We start from the raw sequence: 23,554 nt of genomic DNA, 5'->3' as shown, positions 1-23,554 counted from the left end.
GATACCAGCCAGCGAACCCAGAAGCGGGAAACAAAGAATTTTTGCAATCACTTTCTTAGCAACCACCAATTAGCAGATTACCGGAAAAATGACTAAAACAGCATGGGTATTTCCCGGACAAGGTTCCCAGGCGATCGGGATGGGTGCAGACTTATTAAACTTGCCAACAGCCAAAGCTAAATTTGAACTAGCCAAAGAAATTTTAGGCTGGTCTGTCGCGGAAGTTTGCCAAAAAGAAGAAGCAAAACTATCTCGGACTCTCTACACTCAGCCTTGCTTGTTCGTAGTAGAAAGCATTTTGGCAGACTTAATGCGAGAAAAGAGCGATCGACCCGCAATAGTTGCAGGTCACAGTTTAGGAGAATACGTTGCCCTCTACGCAGCAGGCGTCTTTGACTTTGAAACGGGATTGCGGTTAGTAAAACGCCGCGCCGAACTCATGGACACTGCCTCCGGCGGGCAAATGGTGGCTTTGATCGGATTCGACAGGCAGGAACTAGAACTGCAAATTCAATACAGCCGAGACGTGGTATTGGCAAACGACAACAGCGAAGCACAAGTCGTGATTTCTGGAACACCGCAAGCAGTAGAAGATTTGCTTGCCAAAATTAAAGTCAAACGCGGCGTTAAATTGAATGTTTCCGGCGCGTTTCACTCTCCCCTGATGGCATCAGTGGCGGCAGAGTTTCAACTAGCGTTAAAGTCGGCAAGGTTTTCCGATGCTAAAATGCTGGTACTCTCAAACTCAGAACCGACAGCAACTACTAGCGCAGCGACTTTAAAACAGCGGTTGAATTATCAAATGACTAAGGGCGTGCGCTGGCGAGAAATTTCCCTGCAATTGCCGCAACAAGGAATCGATCGCGTCGTGGAAATTGGCCCCGGCAAAGTTCTCACAGGCTTGATCAAACGGACTTGTCCCAATTTAACCCTGGTAAATGTGAGCAGTTTGGCAGATTTGCCCGCTTAATCTATTGTTAATCTGCTATTCAATGGCAGGCGATCGAATTTAAAGTTAATTAGCCCGAAGAATGCCGAAAAATCAAGAGCACAACAGGCAAATTTTACTACTGCCTGTTGTGCAAATTGGGGATAGACGAGCCAGACGGCTCGAACATCTCGATCGAAAATGTACAAGACTTACCCCTCAAGACCAAAGAAACCGGGTTTTTTACTGTAATTAAAGGTTGAGATGCAGTATTTTCGTAAAAAACCCGGTTTCTAGCCACTCGTGCGTTTAGGACTAATGTAGATATCGATCGACCGTAGGGGCGATCGCGAAACTTTTGATGTACACTGGGCGTAAAAACCAAGCTTATCTAGTATTTTGTATGAAAAAAGTCCTTTACTGGCTGATGGGCGAAAAAGCTGGCAGAACCATAGTAGGCGCGTGGAACTGGATGTGGGGAATGCCTGTCGAATCGGGCGGGCAAGTGTCAGTCGCTGTCGCGGAAGAGTCATTGCGATCGATGCAAGAATCCGTGCAAAAACTGGCCGCGGCAGTCTCCACCCAAGTTGCAGCCTACCAGCGCGCCAAAACAAAATATGAAGAAAAAGTTAGGGAAATGCAAAACGTAGAGCGCCAAGCCATCACAGCCCAGCGCAACGGCAACGAAGAAGCAGCCCGCTTAGCAATGTCGAAAGTAATTCAGACAGAACAAATTCTGCCGCAGTTAGAAACCCAAGTAAAACAAGCCGAACAGTACGTCAACGCTTCCAAAGACAAGCTAAATCGAGAGCGCACGAAGCTGGAAGCCTACAAAACAGATATGCAAAACATGAAAGATATGGCAGAGATTAACGAAGCTCTCGGCGCCATATCCAAAGTCAATAACGACCTCAGCATCGATTCAGCTCGATCGCAATTCGAGCAAGCCAAAAACGCCGTCGGGCGCCGCAACCTCGAACAGCAAGCCTTAGCAGAACTCTCTGAAAACCCGCAAGAAAGACTTCAGGCCGAGTTAGAAAACATGACCCTAGACGATGAAGTTAATCGCAGACTGCAAATGTTAGACGACTCCAACAACAAAGAACTTCCCAACTAAGGAGAATTTTATGGCTAAGAGTAGCGGGCCTCCACCCATAGTTTTTATTTTGTTATTTCTCTTCCTCGCAGGCGGTGGCTGGTTCTTTTTTATGAACAAACCAGCGGCACAGGATGCTAACAATTCTCCCGCTTCCCCAACACCCTCCGCAGGTGGTGGCAGTTCCAGCCCGCTTCCCGTCGCACCCGCAGGAGGAGCAGCATCGCCTGTTGCCGCTAGTTCCTTTGCGCTGCCGGCTTCCGTACCTGCGGGTACTACTGTGAGGGTTGATGGTTCTACCAGCATGGTGACAATCAATCTCAACCTCAAGAACGGCTTTCAAGCCAAGTTTCCTGGCACTACAGTCAATACCAAAGCAAATGGTTCTGCAAAGGGAATTCAGGATTTGGTGGCGGGAACAGCCGATATTGCTGCGATATCGACCGCTTTGAAGCCGGAAGATCAAGCTAAGGGTTTGGCAGCAGTGCCGATCGCCCTAGACAGGATCGCCGTCGTAGTCGGCACTAACAACCCGTTTCAAGGAGGCTTAACTTCCGCTCAAGTTCAAGATATCTTCAAGGGAACTGCTCAAGACTGGTCGAAAGTCGGCGGCCCGACAGGCCCGATTAAGGTAATTAACAGACCCGAAGTTAGCGGTACTCACCAGACTTTTAAAGAACAAGTTCTCGGAGGCGGTAGTTTTGGGACTGGGCCAAATGTTACTACGCTCGATCGAGATGCGACAACTCCCCTGCTACAAGCTTTAGGAAATAACGGCATTGGCTATGCCACTTTCGCTCAAGTTGTAAATCAGAAAACGGTGCGGGTTGTCCCCGTAGAGGGTGCGACGCCGGATGCCCCGAATTATCGCTATCAGCGGCAGTTGTACTACGCTTACAAAAATCCTCCCAGCCAAGCGGTTAAGGATTTCTTGGGCTACGCAACTTCCCCGGATGGGCAAAAAGCGATGCTTGCCGGAAATTAACAGGACTTAGTTAGCCCTAAACTCGCCCGGGTGTGTCGCTGCGATAATTTTCGCCACTATTTGAAGTTATGCGATCGCGACGCACCCTACATCATTACATTCTGCGTTTTTTTTGCAATTCCTAGTTAATGTTTAAGAGCTGAACTGATAGAGTAATATTCGGTATAATTTAAAATTCAAGGTTTTTCCGTGAGCAAAAGTCGCGAACCAGTCGAGAGTTTACTTCTCTATTATTTATTCAAGTGGTCAATTGTCAGCCCCATGCTGCACCTTTACTTTCGGGGCCGCATCTACGGTGCCGAAAATGTTCCAGCAGAAGGGCCGCTGGTGGTAGTCAGCAATCACGCCAGCGATTTTGACCCGCCGATTTTGTCTAATTGCATGAGGCGGCCGGTGGCATTTATGGCGAAGGAAGAGTTATTTAAAGTTCCTATTTTGAAGCAGGCAATTACGCTTTACGGCGCTTATCCAGTGAAGCGGGAAAGTGCCGATCGCAGTGCAATCCGATCGGCTATCAAATCTTTGGAAAACGGATGGGCGACTGGTGTATTTTTGCAGGGAACTCGCACGCCCGACGGCCGAATTACTGAACCGAAATTAGGTGCTGCGCTGATAGCTGCTAAGGCAAAAGCACCGCTGTTACCTGTTAGTTTGTGGGGAACTCATGCGATTAGTATCAAAGGTTTGCTAGTGCCGCAACCGGTGCCGTTAACTATACGAATTGGTAAAGTAATTGAGGCGCCGACTTCCTCTGATCGCGAGGAGTTGGAAGCGCTGACTCAAAGATGTGCAACGGAGATTAATGCGATGCACGATTTGGGGCGTTAAATTGCGGTAATATCATGTCCGGTTAATTAGTTATCATAAGAGTGCGAGCGTCTCGCTCGCGAGCTAGAAGCTCGCACTAAACAATAAATATAAGCGATCGCTCGGAGTTGATATAATCAGACGCTCAGATTTCTGCTTTAGCAGCGGTTACAAAAGCAACAGCCAAGGGCGAAATTTTTTCTGTAACTGCTGCGATAACTTGGCGATCGAAGTCAGTCCAAACTCTGGGGCGATCGAAAATACAAGGCTGCAAAACCCCCCACAATAAGCCGTCAGCACAAAGATGAGCGTGAATCAAAGCACGATGTCCGAACTCTTTTGCCTCAAAATCTTTGTTAACAACTTCAGGATTTGCTGTTTCAACATCCTCCACAAAAATCGACGGTTCAGTTCGCAAAGCTGCCGCAAACAAAGGGTCTTCTTCCCCTAAAGATTCCGGTTCTTTTTTCCACTGGACACCGCTAACATCGGGATAGTTCGAGTTGCGACACCAGCAGTAAGGTGTTCTGCCCGTTTGGGTTTCAGGATTGCGGAGGTAGAGAAAGACGCGATCGCAATTTAACACCTCGCCTAACGCCGGCACCAAAGCCGAAAAAACAGCATCCGCAGTCTTGCTGTCACTCAAAATTTGCTCCAAAACTTGCGGGAGAATTTGGTTGCTCATTAACTTTCGGTCTTGAAGTTCACCTACAGATTTTAAACTACTAATCTTCTTATCTGACGGATTTGTCATCAGCATCTTCGCGGTTTGTGAAATCGCTATAAAAGACAAGTTTTAAAAGCTTGGGGAAGGGAAAAGGATTTTATCGCAACCGCACCCGACCTTTAGGGCGTTCTTAATTGCACAAATATGAGATTTTCTTCCTGTTGCTTCCTTCTTCATGTTGCTTCCTTGTCCTGATGACTAATGACTACTGACTAATGACTACTGACTACTGACTTCTTCCCTTTGTTTATTCAATTCTGGCTTGACTGAAGTTAGCACCCGTATAACCGGTTGTCAGCCAAAGAATAGCTCTAGCGCCGTCGCGCACAGCTTTTTGCACCGGTTCAGGGGTTCGCCCAGACGGAACTGCTACAGGCTTAAAACTAATGCCTCTACTGCCGAGTACGATTTCGCCGATAATCTGAGCTCGCCGCATATGATCGTCAGAAGTGATCAGATACACGCTCTCAATTCCTCTAGCTTTCAATTCATCTACCAGCGTGGTAAAATTTGTTACCGTATCCACCGCTCTGTAGTCTAGGTGCAGGCGATCGGACTGAATTCCCGCTTGTGAAAAAACCCATTCTGCAAACTCTGGATTGCTGCCAGAAGACACCCAAATCGGCAATTCAGGATGCTTGCGAGCAAATTTGGCGGCAAACACCTCTCGCTCCGTAGCCCCGCCTAGAACTAACAAAGCTTGGGGTCTCTGAAGTTCGCTCTTAAGCTGCTGATAGCCAAACCAAGAGGCCATCAAAAGTCCGACTAGGAACCAGAAACTGCGTGAAGTCCTCAAACGCTTGTAACGCCGCGTGTTTGAATTGATTCTTAACCACATCTAAACCTATAAAAACTTTGTATAGCTGACAAAGGAACCATAACAAAAAATACCGCACGTACAACCCACTAACAGGAATTAAAAATTTTAAAAGGGTGAATTGGTTAGCGGATATGCAAAACAAAAGGGCAAAGCCTAAGTTTTGCCCCTCTGATGTTATTGGTTCTCGATTTTTAACGGGACTGGCCGGGTTCGAACCGGCGACCTAGCGCTTCAGATTTGTGTGAGTTTCCCCACTCTCTGGACTATTCCTTCACCGTGGGCTTTGCAGCCTTTAGGTGGCGGCCGTATGTTTAGGAGGTTTTATTGTGTTTACTTCCTAAAGCCAGTCTCTGCACCTTCCTTACCTAAACAAAATTTAGATAAAGCTTGGCTCAAGATTACCGTATCTGTCGTCAGACTTAGGCTTCCTTGAGTTTGACCACATTCACTCCCAGAGTTTCCTCGCAGGGTGCCCGATTCTTCAGGAGGCGCTTGCTCTATCCATCTGAGCCACAGCCCCAGTTGCTGAACCGTTTTGATTATAGCAGCTCGCGGTCGATTTTGAATTTTTTATTTGGGATTAGCGATCGCCCGTAGCAACTCTCCCGACAATGCGGGCAAAGTTTTCGGCTGCGGTGAGTTTACCGCTACCGTAACAGGCGCGCTGTCTCCAGGCGGTGACGGGGAGGTGTCCGGGGGGAGCATTTTCGCTGAAGGAGAGTTCGCTGTAATATTTCCAATTTGCCTTAACTCGCCAGCCGACTCGATCGCACAATTGTGTATAATTGCCTGCGGTACTGTCCCAAATCTGCTGCTGTACGCTCAACCCGAACCGCCCGCTGCTGTGTTGTTGCCAAAGTTGGTCGATCGTGCGAAGGTCTGTAAGAGGAAAACTGTCAATATCGGCTGCACTCAGCCAGCCTTCATCTTCGCGGACAGCGATTTGCAGCAAAATTTCCCAAGTGTGTTCGTCAGCTTTGCGCCATTTTCCGGTTTCTAACAGCTTTGTGAGTTGCCGATAGTCCATCCCCACTTCCGAGATAGCCGGAGTTTTGTCAGGTAAGGCGCCGATTTTCTCTTCGAGTCGCAGTAAAGTGGTGGCAATGGATTCGGGGTTTAGTTGTTCGAGGCGGTACAGAACCCATTCTAACTGAGATTGCAGGTACGTGCGGGCGATCGCGCCTTGCTGCAATTCCTGTTGCAACTCGTCAAATCTTGCTGACCAATTTTGTTGATTGCGGGCCGATTCCCACATTTGTTTTGCCCATTGCAATCTAACTTGTTCTTGTTTTAAATAAGTTTTGGAAGGCTTAGCGCGCGGCGGGTAGGGAGTCAAATCCCAGCCGCAAATCGAGCATAACTCTGCTTTTTCTTCTATGTATTGGGCACCGCACACTGGACAGTTAGACATATTGCCATAAATTCGGTTGCCCAGCAATTATATAATGCAATATGCTCCTAGGATAATAGACGAGCAATTGCATAAATCTTTGATGAATACCAAAACCGCAGATTTAAGACAGATTAACGCAGACAAACGCAGATAAATTTAAGACACAAAAGCGATTTTTGTAATCATGTTCTCATAAGTCAGGGGTAGGGTGCGTCAGTTTAGTGTTTTTCAATAATCGCCGATAGTCTAATTCTGACGCACCATTGATTCCGGGAGTGCTTCATTTTTGAGATGGCAAATTTTCCCCGACAATCTCTTAATCTGATGCACCCTACTTTTACTTCCTGCATTTTTTCGCAAATCATCTTTAATTATCTGCGTCTATCTGTGTTTATCTGCTTTACATCTGCGGTTGCTCTCCATCAAACATTTATCAAATAAGTCGTCTACAGTTAATTAAATCGCTCTAACAAGGCAAGCGAATAGTAAACAAACTGCCTTTACCCAACTCGGATTTTGCCTCAATGGTGCCGCGGTGAGCTTCGACTATTTGGCGGCAGAGGTGCAGTCCCAAACCTGTGCTAGATTTCTTGTGAGTTCCCGAGCCAAACCTTTCAAATAACTTGGCTTGTTCTGTGGGAGAAATGCCGGCGCCGGTGTCTTGGACTTCCATAATTACCCAAGCCAGCGGTTGGTTTTTGAAGCTGGTATAAGCAGGTGAATTGGCAGCTTTTAAGTGGACATCTATTGAGCCGCTGTCGGTGAATTTGATCGCATTCCCGATTAAGTTTGTCAGCAAGCGGTGCAGCTCCAAACGATCGCCCGGATATTTGGCAATCGGAGCACTTTCTGCACTTTCTGTCAAGTCTAGATTCAGCGATAAATTTTTAGCATCGGCTAGGGGAGCTAGTTCTTCAGCTACCTCATTAATAAGCTGGCGCAAGTCAACGGGAGCGAAACTTAGGGATTTGCGGCCTGCTTCGTAGCGGTAGACTTCCAGCAGCATATTCACCATCGCGATCAGGTTTTTGTTGCTGCGAACCATTGTTCCGAAAGCGTCGCCCATCTGAGGCGAGATTTCTCCCAAAGCTCCCTGCTGCATTAAGGTGAGCATTCGATCGGCTGCTACCAGGGGCGTCCGCAAGTCGTGAGCGAGTCGCGAGACAAAATCTTCGCGCTGGAGGGCGATCGAATTTCGTTCGTCTACGCTGTGTTTTAGGCGCAGGAGCGATCGCACCCTCGCCAGCAGTTCGTCCATTTCCACGGGTTTGCGGATGAAGTCGTCTGCTCCCATGTCCAGTCCCTGGACTACGCTGGCGCTGTCGTGAGCTGTGATCAGCAAAATCGGGATAAAGGGCAATTCCTTGTTTTGTCGCATTCGCTGGGTGACTTCGTAACCGTCCATTCCCGGCATCATTACGTCTAGCAGTACCAAATCGGGGGCTGACTTGTCAATTTGGCTTAAGGCCGAAAAGCCGTTCTCGGCCGTGCTAATTTCGTAACCTTCCTCTTCCAGGATTGTCTGCACCAACAAAACATTATCTGGTGCGTCATCTACAACCAGAATGCGATCGGCTTTTGTGGCATTGGGAACAGATAAATAGTTCATCTAATTGTTGGCCTGGAAATAAATACTAACTTTAACTTGGCATCCGATTTATGTTTTCACATTTTTCTACTTCTTAACTCTGTCATAAGGAAGATCTCAAAACTTTATCCAATCTTTTTACATTTGAGCACTCGGATGTGATATAATCTACTACTTTGTTGTCATAGTATGAACGCCGTCCCAATCGTCAGGCGGGGATATTTCCAAATAGCTGAGGGAGCGCTGCAAGTGAACTTCCACAGGTCGATCGCTCGGTCGCATTGCTAAAGCCGCCTCAAACCAATTAATAGCTTGTTGAAAATTTCTCTTCATATAAGCATGGCGGCCGTTGTTGTAAAGTTCCAAAAACCTTTCGGTTTCGCCGTCCAGGGGATCGGAACTAATTTGCAGCAACTCGTAAATGCCAACCGGCTGATTTTTGCCCTTCACCCGCACCTTGTCCAACTCTCGCACCCAAATCCGTTCGCGGCACAAATTGTAAGTAAATTCGCTCAAAATGATATCGCAGCCGTACTCCTTTGTAAGCTGTTCCAAGCGGGAACTCAAATTTACCGCGTCCCCGATTACCGTGTAATCCATCCGCTTTTCCGAACCGATATTTCCCGAAACCACCTCTCCAGAACTAATCCCAATTCCGAAGCGAAACGGATCTTCGCCGGGGCGAGAATCATTAAACTCTTTCAAACGCCGGCGCATATCTAAAGCCGACTGAACGGCCATCCAACCGTGACTTTCCGGCGGATTGAGCGGCAGGGGCGCGCCGAACACGGCCATTAAAGCATCGCCGATAAACTTGTCTAAAGTGCCTTCGTAGTGGAAAACTGCCTCCACCATCGTCTCAAAATACTGGTTCAGTAGGGCCACAACTTCCGACGCTCCCAGATTTTCGGTCAGGGTGGTGTAGCCGCGAATGTCGGAAAATAAAATAGTAACTTCTTTGCGTTCGCCGACCATCAGGGAGCCTTCGCCCAAGGCCATGACTTTATCTACGACTCCGGGAGTCATGTAGCGAGACATCGTTGTTTTCATCCGCTTTTCGCGGCTGATGTCTTCGAGCACCACTAAACCGCCGCGCACGCCGCCTTCTGGATTGATCAGCGGGTTGACTGTTAAATTCAAACTGCGTTCAATTACTTTAATTTGTGAGGCGGGGATGGGCAGGGGACAATAAGGATGATACAGGGCAGCATTCGGCAGCGAAAATAGAGATTGGGAATTAGCTAATTCTGCCAGCGCTACTTCCTCAGTCCAGGCGTGGTTTTCCCCCCAAGCGTAGTATAAATTCGGGTCATTGCGATCGGGCACGGCCAAAATGTAACTTTCTGCTTCGGTTTCTGCTGCGGTTTCTGCTGCTGAACCAAACAGTTTTTCCACCAACAGTCCCAAATTTAAACTTTGTTCGGGAACGTAATGTCTGGCAGCATTTAGGAGACTGTCTTCGAGTCGAAATTGCAAATTGTCGATCGGCACAACTTCCCAAACATAGCGATCGATCAGTTTATTTTCCCAAATCAGGAGATGGTGTTTGCTTTTATCTTGATTTACCGGACAGCCCAACAATTCTAGCGCCGCTTCGTTAATCGTGACCACTCGCCCCTGCAAATCGGTGGAAATCACTGCGTCTGAAAGACTTTGCAGCATATCTTTTTGATACTGCTTTTCCACCATCACGTTTTGAAACAGTTGAGAATTTTGCAGCGCCATTCCGGCTTGGGAATTAAACGCTCGCAAAAACTCTTCGTCGGAAGTAGTGAAAGTGCCTTGAGTCTTATTAATTAGCTGAGTTACCCCGATCAGCTCACCTTTAGCGTTGTGTACCGGCATACACAAGACAGTGCGAGTGCGGTATCCGGTTTTCTGGTCTGTAGAGGGATCGAAGCGGGGATCGTCGTAAGCATCTGTAATATTTAGAGGTTGACCGGTCGAAGCCACGTAGCCCGCAATTCCTTTATTAGCAGGAATGCGGATTTCGACCATCGTTTTGTCGTCGGCTGTGGCGACTTTTGTCCAGAGTTCGTTTGCTTCCCGATTTAACAAAAATAGCGTGCTGCGATCGGCTTGCATCAAGTCGCGAGCTTGATCCATGACAGAGCGCAAAGTTGTTTCCAAGTCAAGGCTTTGACCCAAAGTCGTGGTCGCTCTCAAAAGTGCGGCAACCCCTCGCTGGTTGCGGGCCACCACGTAGAAAGACTGACAGCTTTCGAGAATAATCCCGATCGAATCTGCAAAAGTTTGAAACTGCTGTTCGTCTTCCTCGGTAAAGGCGACATTGCCAGCTTTATTTAACAGCCTCACCACAGCTACGGGTTCGTTTTGGCTTTTGCTGCTAAAAATCGGCATACAGAGAATTGTCTCGATCGCGTAGCCCGGGGGCTCGTCTACTTCGGAATTAAAATGCTCGTTTTCTCTAGCCGAGGTCACATTTATCGATGTTCCGGTAGTTGCTACATAGCCCAAAATGCCTGCATCCATCGGCAAGCGAACTTCTACATCTTCGCCCGTGAGCGCGTGGGCTGTTTTGTGCCAAATTTGATTTTTGCTAGAGTCAACCAAAAAAATTGTTGTCCGGTCTGCTTGCAGAATCTGACCAATTTTGACAGTGAAGGCATCTAAGAGTTGCTGTAAGAGAGTTTCGAGTGCTTCATTGTTGATCAGGTCGATCGCCCGGATAAATTGCTGAAATTCAGCCGTGATAAAGTCCAGCAGGCACACTAATTCAGGAACTGGCAGGCTCTTAACACGGGAGGTTAATGCCCCCATAAAATTGACTTGAGTCAGTGTAGCCAGAACGCTACCAGTATTGGAGAATGTCATGATTAACTGCTTGCTCAGAGGGTAGACTGACCCGCAGGTCGATCGGCACTAGATGCTGCGGCGGTGCAAACTCTTGTTTGTGGTTTGCTAGCGTGTCGGCACTCGCTTGTCGCTTTGGTGAATCGCGAGTTGCAAGGTGGTGCGCGCTACTTCAGTTTACTGGTTAGATATGCTCGAAGGTTTTTTTACAACCTCGATACTGTGAATGGCGCTATCGCTGTTGGGCGCGAGGCATTGCGACAAAGCTACTCATTAGTTTAATCGTAAACGCCACAGCATGATACCTGCGGCCAGTCTCAGCAGCAAGAAATTTCATCGGTTTTGCAGGGCATCCGTCCCGGCTGCAAACCGACATCGGGCGATCGAAGCCGATCTATAGTTGCATTCCTTTGGAAACTGTAGATCAATTGAAAACCGCGTGAAGCGGAGCTATCCCTCTTCGTGAATCGCCATCAGTGATTCCCATCTCAAATCGAAAAGCTAAAACGACCTAAGCTGTCGGTGCCCTTTAAAGGCGTGACAGCTTGCCATTTAGGCAGCAGAGGGCATGGACTGGGCAAATACCACCGATTGATAGTAGCGCCGCAGTTGTGCGGTGGCGGCGGCCCAACCCCAGCGTTCGGCTTCAGAGCGAGCGTTTTGGCGCAGGCTTTCCCGTTCTTCGGGATTCGCAAACAGACGTTGTGTGGCCGCCAAAGCACCTGTTTCGTCGGTGGGGTCAAATAAATATCCGTTAACGCCGTCAGTGACGATATCGGGAATTCCGCCACTGCGCGCCGCCACTACGGGCGTCCCCGCAGCCATAGCTTCCAGGAGCACTAACCCCAAGGTTTCGGTGCGGGAGGGAAAAATGAAGGCGTCGGCAGATGCGTAAGCAGAACCCAATTCTTGCCCCTTGAGGTAGCCAACAAAATTTGTGGGGGTGCCGGCAAAATATTGTTCGAGGGTTTGGCGGTGCGGGCCGTCTCCCACGAGGGCGAGGCGGGCGTTGGGAATCGCGCTGAGGACTGGTTTGATCGACTCGATTTCTTTTTCGGCACCGAGGCGGCCGACGTAGAGCAGCAGAGGACTATCGGGGTTATTTTCAGAAAGGCGCGATCGCATTTCTCGACTCGCCAATTCGGGAACAAACATTTCAGTATCCACGCCCCGCTGCCACAAGTCTACCCGCTCAATGCCGTGAGTTCTCAACTCCTCCACCATGGCTGTGGAAGTGCACAGATTCAATTCGGCTTGATTGTGAGCGCCTTTGAGCAATTCCCACAGCAAAGGTTCGAGCATTCCAAAACCGTAATGGTGCAAATATTTGGGCAAATGCGTGTGGTAAGAGGCGAGAATCGGTATGTTGAGTTTTTTGCCGTAATATATGCCACCCAATCCCAAAATAGCAGGATTGACAACATGAATAATATCCGGTTTAAACTGCTGTAATTGTTGGCCAATCGCCGGACTGGGAAGTGCCATTTTCAGTTCCGGGTACATCGGCAAAGGCAAACCCTCCACACCGTAAACTCGGGCGCCTTTGTATTCTGTAATCCCGTAATCTGGAGAAAATATCAGAACTTGTTCGCCCGATCGCTGCAAGTGCTCTACAGTGTGAATCAAGCGCGTCACAATCCCGTCTATTTTCGGCCAAAATGTTTCAGTGAACAGAGCAATTTTCATAATAAGTTAATTAGGGAACTGATAATCTTAGCCGCTGACAAACCTCAGAGTCGATCGCAGGATACACTCTTACTTGAATTGCCTAAATCTTTGATCGATCGGTCAACCGCAGATCTAAGGCAGATCAACACAGATAAACGCAGATAATTTCAAGAATTGAGAGCGCCTGAATGCAATTGCTCGTCTACTGTCTCGCGGGGAGTAAGTCATTGCGGGCGATCCTGCGGTTTCACCGCCACTAAAGTAGGTGGGTACAAATAAACATTAGATCTGTCGGGCAGGTTTTGCCTTAATCAACTGGCTTGTTTCATAGATCCTACGCTAAACCTGCCCCTACCAGATACTATTGTTTTTTGGCAATGACTACTTAATTGCGATCGAGAGGTTTCTGGGGTAAAATGCAAATCCCCTGAATACCAATTGATACAATTATCCCACCTAAAAGCAATCCCACACCTTCAGCAAAGCAGTTAATTCGGTGAATTTCCTGTGCAGTTCTGGCAATTAAGATTTCTTTTTCAGTAGCATTCGGCGATTCGCTAACTCGACGGTAATTTTGATAACTCGCCGTTAGTGAAGCCCATTCAGGTACCAAATAATAAGCACAAACTGCACTTGCTGAAAATCCGGGCAAAATAACTAAAAGTAACAAGATGAGAATTCGACTTTTCACAGTATTTATTCGGAAACAAGCTAGCAGAAAAAACTTTAATGCAATTTTTCAATTAACCGCAGAGGAAGCAGAGGACACAAAGAAAAAAAGAAAAAAGATAGAGCATCTTTAGAGCTGAAAAAAGTAATATATAGCCAACTCCCTTCAGAATTAGCGAACCTTTCCCTTCTCTTCCCTTCTCCTCTCTTACTTCGCGCCCTAGTGCTTACGCACCGCTTCGCGTACTGCGCCTTCGCGGTTCGTTAAAAAAACTCTCTCCCGCAGCTAAATGCCCGAACTTACCTGCGCCAAGAAACCTTCGGCAAAATCTGGTTTTTATCGACGCGGTGCTGATATTTTGTAGCAAAATTCAACAAAGAATCGAGCAGGGAATCTGAGAGATAGTGCGGCTGCAAACCGAGGTCTAGCAAACTGGTGTTTTTGGCATTGAAATAATGTTCTTCTTTCTCGACTCTGGGATTTTCGAGATGGTTTATTTCTACTTTTAATCCCATTGCCGTGCCTGCTTTTTGCACCAATGAGGCTAAATCGCCGACGCTGAATTGTTCGGTGAATTGGTTGAAGACGCGGAATTCTCCGGCGGCGGCGGGGTTGGCGATTGCTAATTCCACGCACCGCACGGTGTCCCGAATGTCTAAGAAGGTGCGGGTCTGCCCGCCAGTGCCGTAAACTGTCAAAGGATGACCGATCGCAGCTTGGATGCAAAATCTGTTTAATGCCGTACCGAATACTCCGTCGTAGTCCAAACGGTTGATTAACAGTTCGTCCATGCCGGTTTCTTCTGTGAGCACGCCGTAGACTACGCCCTGATTTAAGTCTGTGGCTCTTAAACCCCAGATTTTGCAGGCAAAATGGATGTTGTGGGAGTCGTGGACTTTGGAAAGGTGGTAGAAACTGCCTGGTTGTTTGGGATAGGGTAGTGTATCTTTCCGGCCGTTGTGTTCGATCGTAATATAGCCTTCTTCAATGTCAATATTCGGCGTGCCGTATTCGCCCATTGTCCCGAGTTTCACTAGGTGACAGTCGGGGAAGTCTTCGCGGATGGCGTACAGCAGGTTGAGTGTCCCGACGACGTTATTGACTTGGGTGAGGACTGCGTGTTCGCGATCGATCATTGAGAAGGGTGCCGAACGCTGTTCGCCGAAATGGACGATCGCCTCTGGTGCAAATTTTCTCATACTTTTGCTGAGAAAATCGTAGTTGGTGATGTCACCGACGAACAAGTCGATCGACTTACCCGTTAAATCTTGCCATCGCTGGAGTCGTTGCTGAATCGGTGCAATGGGAGTGAGGGTGTCGCTGCACAGTTCCAGATCCCAGTGCCGCCGCACGAAGCTGTCGAGGATGCCAACTTCGTGACCTTTGTTAGAAAGGTAGAGTGCGGTTGCCCAACCGCAATAGCCATCGCCACCAATAACCAGGACTTTCATAAATCAACGGTGAATCTTGCTTGCCAATACTGGGTTAATGTACCAGGTAATGGTGCATTGTGAACCTTTAATCGAGCGTGTTCGCCAAGTTGAGACTCGGTTTTTCGGCCTCAAACCTGAATTTCGTCGGCGAAGCTGGCGCGGCGGGTGAATTCAAAGGGGCCGGCGAGGGCTCCCCAGACGTGGGCGTCGGTTTCTGGGTCGCGTCCGCGATCATGACTGATAAACTTGTTGCCATCAATCTCAAATTCGCTGTCTAGATAGGTTTTTTTGCCCTTTCTGACCACGGAACAGCCTTTTCCGGGTTCGACAGACCCTTTGAAGCTGTTGCCCGTCCAGTGCGTAAAAAAGGTGCATCCCGGGAGCAGTGTCAGTTGTGCTTTTGTGATTTCTTGCAGCCGTTGCGGGTCGCGGGATGCGCCGTAGAATTGTTCTTCGTTTTCTATGGCATAATTTTCGATGTCGATGCGATCGCCCGCCGGGACTAATTTCAAAACTCGCACTCGGTACGGGACGTGCAGTTCGATATCATAGGCTTGTTCTAAGTACAAGCTAATCCCGTCCAGAACTTCCACGGGCAAAGGTCTCATGCAGACGCGGATGTGGGCGAAAAATGGCGGATTTTCAAAAGCTTGGGCTTGATTGCTGAAGTCGGAGGCCATCCAGCGGGCGAGGGTGACGATATCGGTGGAATGGGTCATTTCGATTTTAGATTTTGGATTTGAGATTTGAGATTGGGGCTAGTAAAAGTTATTTTAGGGGAAAGAGGGATTTTGTCGCGCGAGTGAGGATCTGCGATTTTAAATTAAATATTTGGAATTGGCGATTTTGCCAAAGTACAATTTTTTTTTTACGGGAAATGGGAGGCTGAGCGGGATAATGATGAGCTGCGATTTTTTGGTGATGGTCGATCGCATTTGGGCCGTAAATCTACAGGTAAACTTAGAGCTTTTTTGCACAAATGCGATCGCCCGCCCCGGTACTTTTTCCCGAGGTTTCATCCTTTACGAACCGCGTCGAATTTCGGGCGCTAGATGAGTTTGACAGCCCGCAGACCAAACATCAGCACTGTCGCCAAGCCGACCATGCCGCCGAAAATCCCAAAATAAGTTATTGCTCCGGTAAGACTCATTGCAATTTCTCCAAAATAATCAATAAAAAGACCTATAAGAACTATAATCGAAAATCTAATATCTAAATTAGATAAATATGCAATCGATAATTAAAGTTGACTTGGGGCCACAATCTTACAATGTTTGCGTGCGATCCCCTACGGGGGCTACGCCAACGGGCGGATTAGACGAGCTCGGCACTATGATGGGCGATCTAAGTTTGGGCAAAAAAGTGCTGCTGGTCTCGAATCAGTCGATTTTTCGGCAATATGGCGAAAGAGCAACAGCAGCCCTCGAATCCGCCGGGTTTGAAGTCAGTACCTGCATCCTACCACCGGGAGAACAGTACAAAACTTTGAATTCGGTGCAGAAAATTTATAATGAGGCTTTGGCAAACCGCTTAGAACGTTCCTCGACAATGGTGGCTTTGGGCGGCGGGGTGGTTGGCGATATCACCGGTTTTGCGGCGGCGACTTGGCTGCGCGGAATTAATGTCGTGCAGGTTCCGACTTCGCTGCTGGCGATGGTTGATGCTTCTATTGGCGGGAAAACGGGGGTAAATCATCCTTCTGGGAAGAATTTAATCGGGGCTTTTCATCAGCCACGTTTGGTTTTGATTGACCCGGATGTTCTCAAAACTCTGCCGGCGCGAGAGTTTCGTTCGGCGATGGCGGAAGTCATCAAGTATGGCGTGATTTGGGATGCTGAACTTTTCGGAAAGTTGGAGAATTGCAAGCGTTTGGATCAAATGCGCTACGTGAAGGCGGATTTGTTGGCTGAAATTTTGATCAGGTCTGGCCAAGCTAAGGCTGAGGTGGTTAGCAAGGATGAGAAGGAATCGGGTTTGCGGGCGATTTTGAATTATGGACACACGATCGGTCATGCTGTAGAAAGTTTGACTAATTACAAGGTGATCAATCACGGGGAAGGTGTGGCAATCGGTATGGCTGCATCCAGTCGGTTGGCTGTGGAGTTGGGAATGTGGGATGCTGAGTGCGATCGCCGCCAGTCTGCTTTAATTGAAAAAGCGGGTTTGCCTGCTAAATTACCTGCTGGTGTCGATGTTGAGGAAATTTTGAATACTCTGCAACTCGACAAGAAGGTGCAGGATGGCAAGGTGCGGTTTGTGCTGCCGGTGCGCTTGGGCGAGGCTGCTGTGAGCGATCGGGTGGATGGAGATGTGATTTTACAAGTTTTGAAGGAAATGCTTTAAAGTCGGGTTTTTGGGCGTGTTTAACCGCAGATGAAGGCTGATTAATGCCGATCGCCAATCATGTTTTTTCTGTGAACCTTGGCTCGACTCTTGATCTCGTGTCCGTTCGGATGACCGTAATTAAGATTGGTTTGATCGTGAGGACTTTAGTCCTCTGATGATGCGGACTAAAGTCCTCACGATCAAACCTTTTCGGACATTGTTTAAATTTAAGACCCCCTCGACTGCGAATTGATTTCCTCCAAAATTCGATCAACCCTAGTAGCCGATTGAGTTCTACCCTGCTTGAGAAATAACTCCTTAGCTTTTTTGAGGCTGTCTACTGCCTCTGCTTGATTTTCCTTGGTTCCTTGCTGGTACAAACCGACTCCCAAATTGTTTAAAGCATCGGGATATTGGCTGTTAATTTTAATGGCTTGTCTCCACTCAACAATCGCCTCGGGCAACTTTCCTTGACTTGCCATCGCCACGCCCAAATCGTTGTGAGCTTTGGCGTGCTGCGGGTTGACTTCAATTGCTTTTTGGAATTGAGCGATCGCATCGCTCATTTTACCTTGCCCCGACAGCATAGTTCCCAACTTATAATAAGCATCCGCTTGTTTCGGATAGCGAGCGATTAGTTGTCGGTACAAAGCTTCGGCATTGACAGCATTTCCTTGACCGTAAAGGTCGTTGGCAGTTCTCAAACCCACCGTGTAGCCTTTCCCTACAACTTCGCACTTTTTCTCGGAGTTGCCTTGCTGCTTGCAAATCCTGAGTTCGTCTCCCTTCATCTCGTAGGATAGAACTTCGGGAACTGCCGGCTGTCGGCGCGGTGGCCGCAAGTTCTGCGACTGCAAGTTTTGCGAGAGTTGCAGGGCGATTGGTTCAGCTTGTACCGGTTGGGCCGCTGCGGCATGGCAGATTCCTGCACCCACCAAAATGCTTGGGGCGATCCACCTCAAAGGTTTGAACAAGCGAAACTCTCGATCGTTTTTCATGTCTTTTGTGGAAACGTGTTGTTGATATCCTGGGTTTCACTGCTTCGCCGTGAGAGTCCGATCGCATGGCGGCCTACTATTGAACTCGTTATTAACAGTCGAGATATTTTAGCACTCTACGGCAGATTTTGAGTTAAATTAGAGTATATTCCCGATCAATTCTCAGTCAACCTTAGCAGGAAAGTAGAAATGGGGCAGTCTATTCTCACCATGCTCTTTGCGCTCATCCTCGGCTACGCTGTTAACTCAAGCGTCAAAATAGTCAGCGGTGGCGATGAAGCTTTAGTCGAACGTTTGGGTCAATACAAGCGCACCTTAAAGCCCGGATTCCACTTTATCAGTCCCCTGGTCGAAAAAGTCGTCTGCGTGGACACAAGCCGTGAAAGAGTTTTAGATATTAAACCTCAATCAGCAATCACGGGAGATAATGTGGCTCTAGAAGTCGATGCCGTTGTGTATTGGCGGGTTGTGAATTTACAGAAAGCTTATTATGGAATCGATCAAATTGAAAATGCGATCGCCAACTTAGTTTTAACGACGTTTCGCGCTGAAATTGGTCGATTGCCCATGCAAGACATCTTGGGTTCCCGAGATGACATGAATAAAAAGTTACTCAAGAAGTTGGACGAAGCTACCGAAACTTGGGGCGTCAAAGTAATTCGCGTAGAAATTCAAAGCATTACACCTCCGAAAAGGGTGCAAGAAGCTATGGAAGAAGAGCGGGCTACCAAGAGCGAGTGGCAAGCAATGGTCAATAAGGCGATCGGCACTAAGGAGTACATGAGGCTCTTAGTTGAAGCTTTAGACTCCAATCCGAATAGCAAGCAAGTTTTGAATTACTTAGTAACCGAAAAATACTTAGACGCTCAACAAAAATTGGGCGAAAGCGACAATGCCAAAATTCTGTTTATGGACCCGAAGAACATGACAGAAGCCCTCAACAATTTGATGGGTTCTATACCTGATGTGATACCTCATTCTGAGGGCGGAGAAATGAAAGTTATCGATACTAACACTTCTCAAGACTGATTTCTGAAGATAGCGTCGGCAACCAGACAAACATCGCGCATTTCTTTGACATCGTGAACTCGCAAAATATCGGCAGAATTCGCGATCGCACCTGTACAAGCCGCCGCTGTCCCCCAAATTCTTTGTTTCGCTTCTGGCTGATTCAAAATCTGACCGATAAAGCTTTTCCGGGATACTCCGACTAAAATCGGACAGTCCAAACCACGGAACTTTGGCAACTGCCGTAGAATTTCCAAGTTTTGACTGTAAGTCTTAGCAAAGCCAATACCAGGGTCGATAATTATCTGAGATTTGTCAATCCCCGCAGCCACAGCCGCCGCAATTCGACTCTCGAAAAATTCCCCAATTTCTCCAATTAAATCCCGATAATCTGTGAGTTGTTGCATCGTCTGGGGAGTTCCCCGAATGTGCATCAAAATTATTGGCACTTTCAACTGAGCAACCGCTGACAGCATTTCCGAGTCAAAAGTTGCTCCCGAAATATCGTTAACAATATCAGCTCCCGCCTCAACCGCAGCTTTCGCAACCTGCGCTCTGGTAGTATCGACAGAAATAGGAACTGAGCCAAAAATATCGGCTTTTTGTCGCAGTATGTGTACCACAGGTATAACGCGATCGATCTCCTCTGAAGAGGATATTTCCGCTGCTCCGGGCCGCGTAGATTGACCGCCAATATCAATAATATCTACCCCGGATTTTACCATATTTTCAGCTTGCGCTAAAGCAGATTCTATGGTATTGAAATCGCCGCCGTCGCTAAAACTATCCGGGGTAACATTCAAAACGCCCATTAAATAAGTGCGTTTCCCCCACTCGAAAGATTGATTTCTAATGGTTAATTTGCGATCGGTCATTAGTTATTTTAAATCTATAGAAACCGCCAAGGAGATTAGCACAAATTTTATACTCGTTACCAGGCTCCAGCCTGGTAATGCAGATCCGGAGGCTCTGCCTCCATTCCATTTTCCCAAGCGAGGCTCTGCCTCGCTTATATCGGTTCCCAGGCTCTTGGCCTGGGAACCAATTACCAATTATCAATTACCAATTATTTATAATTGACAATTCTATCGAAACTCTCCGCTTCCAAACTCGCACCGCCTACCAGAACCCCGTCAATCTCAGGCATCGCCATAACTTCATCAATATTCTCCGGTTTAACAGAGCCACCGTACTGAATTGGCACATCAGGATTAGTCAATTTACTGCGAATCAAACCAATAACTCGGTTAGCTTCCTTCGTTTCGCAAGTGTCGCCAGTTCCGATCGCCCAAATCGGTTCGTAAGCTATTACTAAGTTATCTTGGTCAACACCAACCAAATCTTTTTCTAACTGAGATAAGATATGAGATTCCGTTTCTCCTGCATCCCGCTGCTGCTTTGTCTCTCCCACGCACAGAATCGGAATTAAACCGGATTTCTGAGCTGCTTTCAGCCGCCAATTCACCGTTTCGTCAGTTTCCCCAAAATATTGTCGGCGCTCGCTGTGGCCCACGATGACGTAGCGCACCCCAAGTTCTGCAAGCATCTGCCCGGAAATTTCGCCCGTATAAGCTCCAGACTCTTGCCAGTGCAAGTTCTGAGCACCGAGTCTGATCCGGCTGCCGTGCAGGTTTTTCGAGAGGACACTCAAATCAGTGAAGGGAACGCAAAGCACGACTTCCCGTTCGTCTGGGGTTTCCGTCAGGCAGGACATGAATCCTTGAAGAAACTCTAGGGATTCTGCCCTAGTTTTGTACATTTTCCAGTTGCCAGCTATAACTATTTTGCGCACTATTTTTTTAAATCCTTGTCCTTACAACGCATTTTATAGTCTAGAGCTTTAGGGTACATTTCGATCCCTTATTGCCCAAACTCGATGCGAGCTTGCTCAACTAACTCAACGGTGACGACTTCGGTTTCGGCTTCGCGGGCTAGCTGCTCAATGCGGACGCGGGCTTGTCCCCGGACAAAATAGGGAATGTTTTTGAGCTTGGCCTTGGCTTCGGGCGTCCATTTTAAATCGTTTGAGAATTCGGAATCTGGCATGGCGTATCGGGCGATCGACTGCAAGCGCTCAGTTTTCTATTTTGACAAAAGTCTGTATGACTGAATTTACCATGTTGAGGCGCGATCGGCGCGATCGAACTCTCTGGAGACTCGGCGGTTGATACCGCGACGACATTAACTAAGCTAACCGTATTGGTGCCGGGGGGGAATTCTTGAGTAGGCTTGCGCCACATTCAGCCCCAAATGAACCCTTTTTTCCAGGTATTTTTGCAAAAAAAAGCTCCCGCCGTTAAGCAGGAGCCTTTTTCGATCAGACAATCAAATCAACATTAAATGCGATCGATTAGTCCAAATCAGGCATAGAAAGTACCGCTTCATTTTCGCGATTGATACCTCTCTCAAAACCAGCGACAGCCGCGCGAGCGCGACCAGCGTGCCACAAGTGGCCGATCAAGAAGAAGAAACCCATCACAAAGTGGAAACAAGACAGCCAAGAACGAGGAGACGTGAAGTTAAACGAGTTAACTTCAGTTGCCACGCCGCCCACAGAGTTCAAAGAACCCAGAGGAGCGTGAGTCATGTATTCAGCAGCGCGGCGAGCTTGCCAAGGCTGAATATCGTTCTTGATTTTGTTCAAGTCCAAACCGTTAGTACCGCGCAAAGGTTCCAACCAAGGGCCTTGGAAATCCCAGAAACGCATCGTTTCACCGCCGAAAATGATTTCGCCAGTAGGAGAGCGCATCAGGTATTTACCCAGACCGGTAGGGCCTTGTGCAGAACCGACGTTAGCACCCAAGCGTTGGTCGCGGATCAGGAAGGTCAAAGCTTGCGCTTGAGAAGCTTCCGGGCCCGTCGGGCCGTAGAATTCGCTAGGGTAAGCAGTGTTGTTGAACCAGACAAAGCAGCAAGCGATGAAGCCCATGAGGGACAAAGCGCCCAAGCTGTAAGACAGGTAAGCTTCGCCAGACCAGATTAAGGCGCGACGAGCCCAGCCGAAAGGCTTGGTCAAAATGTGCCAAACACCGCCAGCGATACAAATCAGGCCGAGCCAGATGTGACCGCCGATGATGTCTTCCATGTTGTTGACGCTGACAATCCAGCCTTCGCCGCCGAAAGGAGAGCGAACCAAATAGCCAAAAATCACAGCCGGGTTGAGAGTGGGGTTCGTGATAATACGCACGTCGCCGCCGCCCGGAGCCCAAGTGTCGTAGACACCGCCGAAGAACATGGCTTTAGCAACCAGCAGCAAGCAGCCGCCACCCAATAAAATCAGGTGATAGCCGATGATGTTGGTCATCTGGTTCTTGTCTTTCCAGTCGTAGCCGAAGAACGAAGAGTATTCTTCGAGAACTTCTGGGCCGCGAACGGCGTGATAAATGCCGCCCAAACCGAGAACAGCAGATGAAATCAAGTGCAGAACGCCGACTACGAAGAACGGGAAGATATCAGTGACTTCACCGCCGGGGCCGACGCCCCAACCCAAAGTAGCGACGTGGGGCATCAAGATTAAGCCCTGTTCGTACATGGGTTTTTCTGGGATAAAGTGAGCGACTTCAAACAAAGTCATTGCTCCAGCCCAGAACACGATCAAACCAGAGTGAGCGACGTGTGCGCCCAGCAGTTTGCCAGAGAGATTGATTAAACGAGCGTTGCCAGACCACCAAGCGAACCCGGAGGATTCTTGGTCGCGACCGCTTGCATAGGAATTAGAGAGCGTTACCACGCGGTAGAACCTCCAACGATTTTAGGTTTAGGTTTTGGATTTCGGTTTTTTTGTTCCCTAGTAGGGCACGGGAGTACCGCGCCTGCGCCGGGGAATTGGGATTTGGATTTCAATTTAAATTTCAATTTAAAAAATTTAAATTAATCTGAAATCCAAATCCTGATTTTTTTAAAGTGCGTTACCGCGAGGCAGAACTTCTTCTGGGAAGATGAAGTTTTCGTGGGGTTGGTCGGTCGGAGCCATCCAAGCACGAATGCCTTCGTTAAGCAGAATGTTCTTAGTGTAGAACGTTTCAAACTCAGGATCTTCAGCAGCGCGCAATTCTTGGGAAACGAAGTCGTAGGCGCGCAGGTTTAATGCTAAACCGACGATACCCAAGGAGCTCATCCACAAGCCTGTGACGGGGACGAACAGCATGAAGAAGTGCAACCAACGCTTGTTAGAGAAGGCAATTCCGAAGATTTGGCTCCAGAAGCGGTTGGCTGTCACCATCGAGTAGGTTTCTTCAGACTGAGTTGGGTTAAAAGCTGGGAAAGTGTTTGCACCTTCGCCATCTTCAAACAG

At 48.1% G+C, this 23,554-nt stretch carries 23 protein-coding genes and 1 pseudogene; 7 read left to right on the top strand and 17 right to left on the bottom strand.

The features are described from left to right. Positions 1–88: 88 nt before the first annotated feature. The 4 genes from fabD to QUB68_RS18600 all read left to right on the top strand — a co-directional run bounded on the left by fabD (position 89) and on the right by QUB68_RS18600 (position 3,837). The gene (gene fabD / locus QUB68_RS18615; RefSeq protein ID WP_332995232.1) at positions 89–970 is read left to right on the top strand and encodes an ACP S-malonyltransferase; all 882 of its coding nucleotides are present in this window, start codon (positions 89–91) and stop codon (positions 968–970) included. 361 nt (positions 971–1,331) lie between these two features. Then, positions 1,332–2,045 (top strand): PspA/IM30 family protein, encoded by a 714-nt coding sequence (locus tag QUB68_RS18610; RefSeq protein WP_332995230.1) that lies wholly within the window; start codon positions 1,332–1,334, stop codon positions 2,043–2,045. Positions 2,046–2,055: 10 nt separating this feature from the next. Beyond that, complete coding sequence (locus QUB68_RS18605; protein ID WP_332995228.1) at positions 2,056–3,009, top strand: phosphate ABC transporter substrate-binding protein; 954 nt, start codon at positions 2,056–2,058, stop codon at positions 3,007–3,009. A gap of 189 nt (positions 3,010–3,198) precedes the next feature. Further along, the gene (locus QUB68_RS18600) at positions 3,199–3,837 is read left to right on the top strand and encodes a lysophospholipid acyltransferase family protein (RefSeq protein ID WP_332995226.1); all 639 of its coding nucleotides are present in this window, start codon (positions 3,199–3,201) and stop codon (positions 3,835–3,837) included. 124 nt (positions 3,838–3,961) lie between these two features. Here the strand turns inward: QUB68_RS18600 and QUB68_RS18595 are convergent, their stop codons facing one another. The 9 genes from QUB68_RS18595 to QUB68_RS18555 form a co-directional block, all read right to left on the bottom strand. Continuing rightward, positions 3,962–4,501: a GAF domain-containing protein gene (locus tag QUB68_RS18595; protein WP_332995225.1), complete on the bottom strand. Its 540-nt coding sequence runs from the start codon at positions 4,499–4,501 to the stop codon at positions 3,962–3,964. A 289-nt stretch (positions 4,502–4,790) separates the two neighbouring features. After that, positions 4,791–5,381 (bottom strand): YdcF family protein, encoded by a 591-nt coding sequence (locus QUB68_RS18590; RefSeq protein WP_332995223.1) that lies wholly within the window; start codon positions 5,379–5,381, stop codon positions 4,791–4,793. A gap of 562 nt (positions 5,382–5,943) precedes the next feature. Further along, the gene (locus QUB68_RS18585; RefSeq protein WP_332995222.1) at positions 5,944–6,774 is read right to left on the bottom strand and encodes a GUN4 domain-containing protein; all 831 of its coding nucleotides are present in this window, start codon (positions 6,772–6,774) and stop codon (positions 5,944–5,946) included. Positions 6,775–7,222: 448 nt separating this feature from the next. Then, positions 7,223–8,365 (bottom strand): sensor histidine kinase, encoded by a 1,143-nt coding sequence (locus QUB68_RS18580; protein ID WP_332995220.1) that lies wholly within the window; start codon positions 8,363–8,365, stop codon positions 7,223–7,225. Between the two features lie 150 nt (positions 8,366–8,515). After that, positions 8,516–11,179 carry a GAF domain-containing protein gene (locus QUB68_RS18575; protein WP_332995217.1) on the bottom strand — a complete coding sequence of 888 codons (2,664 nt, stop codon included), beginning with the start codon at positions 11,177–11,179 and terminating at the stop codon, positions 8,516–8,518. 531 nt (positions 11,180–11,710) lie between these two features. Beyond that, entirely contained in the window at positions 11,711–12,844 is a 1,134-nt protein-coding gene (locus QUB68_RS18570) for a glycosyltransferase (RefSeq protein WP_332995215.1), read from the bottom strand. A gap of 367 nt (positions 12,845–13,211) precedes the next feature. After that, positions 13,212–13,517, bottom strand: a complete 306-nt coding sequence (locus QUB68_RS18565) for a hypothetical protein (protein ID WP_332995214.1) — start codon at positions 13,515–13,517, stop codon at positions 13,212–13,214. Between the two features lie 278 nt (positions 13,518–13,795). Continuing rightward, on the bottom strand, positions 13,796–14,947 hold the full coding sequence (locus tag QUB68_RS18560; RefSeq protein ID WP_332995213.1) for an NAD-dependent epimerase/dehydratase family protein: 1,152 nt from the start codon (positions 14,945–14,947) through the stop codon (positions 13,796–13,798). Between the two features lie 110 nt (positions 14,948–15,057). Beyond that, positions 15,058–15,648 (bottom strand): chromophore lyase CpcT/CpeT, encoded by a 591-nt coding sequence (locus QUB68_RS18555; protein WP_332995211.1) that lies wholly within the window; start codon positions 15,646–15,648, stop codon positions 15,058–15,060. Positions 15,649–15,826: 178 nt separating this feature from the next. Between QUB68_RS18555 and QUB68_RS18550 the strand changes: the two genes are divergently transcribed. Further along, entirely contained in the window at positions 15,827–15,985 is a 159-nt protein-coding gene (locus QUB68_RS18550) for a hypothetical protein (RefSeq protein WP_332995209.1), read from the top strand. Here QUB68_RS18550 and petL read toward each other — a convergent pair. Beyond that, the gene (petL, locus tag QUB68_RS18545; RefSeq protein WP_332995208.1) at positions 15,978–16,079 is read right to left on the bottom strand and encodes a cytochrome b6-f complex subunit PetL; all 102 of its coding nucleotides are present in this window, start codon (positions 16,077–16,079) and stop codon (positions 15,978–15,980) included. The genes QUB68_RS18550 and petL overlap by 8 nt on opposite strands. Before the next feature lie 77 nt (positions 16,080–16,156). Between petL and aroB the strand changes: the two genes are divergently transcribed. After that, positions 16,157–17,272, top strand: a complete 1,116-nt coding sequence (gene aroB, locus QUB68_RS18540; protein WP_332995207.1) for a 3-dehydroquinate synthase — start codon at positions 16,157–16,159, stop codon at positions 17,270–17,272. Between the two features lie 209 nt (positions 17,273–17,481). On the opposite strand, the gene QUB68_RS18535 is transcribed toward aroB, so the two are convergent. Further along, positions 17,482–18,252 (bottom strand): tetratricopeptide repeat protein, encoded by a 771-nt coding sequence (locus tag QUB68_RS18535; RefSeq protein WP_332995206.1) that lies wholly within the window; start codon positions 18,250–18,252, stop codon positions 17,482–17,484. A gap of 189 nt (positions 18,253–18,441) precedes the next feature. Between QUB68_RS18535 and QUB68_RS18530 the strand changes: the two genes are divergently transcribed. Then, positions 18,442–19,281 (top strand): SPFH domain-containing protein, encoded by an 840-nt coding sequence (locus tag QUB68_RS18530; RefSeq protein ID WP_332995205.1) that lies wholly within the window; start codon positions 18,442–18,444, stop codon positions 19,279–19,281. Here QUB68_RS18530 and folP read toward each other — a convergent pair. From folP to QUB68_RS18500, 6 genes and pseudogenes are all read right to left on the bottom strand, one after another. Continuing rightward, positions 19,272–20,135: a dihydropteroate synthase gene (folP, locus tag QUB68_RS18525; protein ID WP_332995204.1), complete on the bottom strand. Its 864-nt coding sequence runs from the start codon at positions 20,133–20,135 to the stop codon at positions 19,272–19,274. The genes QUB68_RS18530 and folP overlap by 10 nt on opposite strands. Before the next feature lie 191 nt (positions 20,136–20,326). Further along, positions 20,327–21,052 carry a triose-phosphate isomerase gene (gene tpiA / locus QUB68_RS18520; protein WP_332995203.1) on the bottom strand — a complete coding sequence of 242 codons (726 nt, stop codon included), beginning with the start codon at positions 21,050–21,052 and terminating at the stop codon, positions 20,327–20,329. Positions 21,053–21,120: 68 nt separating this feature from the next. After that, on the bottom strand, positions 21,121–21,306 hold the full coding sequence (locus QUB68_RS18515; protein WP_332995202.1) for a PCP reductase family protein: 186 nt from the start codon (positions 21,304–21,306) through the stop codon (positions 21,121–21,123). Further along, on the bottom strand, positions 21,276–21,500 hold the full coding sequence (locus tag QUB68_RS18510) for a hypothetical protein (RefSeq protein WP_332995201.1): 225 nt from the start codon (positions 21,498–21,500) through the stop codon (positions 21,276–21,278). The genes QUB68_RS18515 and QUB68_RS18510 overlap by 31 nt, the downstream gene beginning before the upstream one ends. A gap of 110 nt (positions 21,501–21,610) precedes the next feature. Beyond that, positions 21,611–22,990 carry a photosystem II reaction center protein CP43 gene (psbC, locus tag QUB68_RS18505; protein ID WP_332995199.1) on the bottom strand — a complete coding sequence of 460 codons (1,380 nt, stop codon included), beginning with the start codon at positions 22,988–22,990 and terminating at the stop codon, positions 21,611–21,613. A gap of 168 nt (positions 22,991–23,158) precedes the next feature. Beyond that, positions 23,159–23,554 (bottom strand): annotated as a pseudogene (locus QUB68_RS18500) (photosystem II D2 protein (photosystem q(a) protein)); the annotation flags it as partial.

Origin of the sequence: Microcoleus sp. A006_D1, from assembly GCF_036702805.1 — a bacterium.
Lineage (GTDB): Bacteria > Cyanobacteriota > Cyanobacteriia > Cyanobacteriales > Microcoleaceae > Microcoleus.
This window is presented reverse-complemented; position numbering and strand designations above follow the sequence as displayed.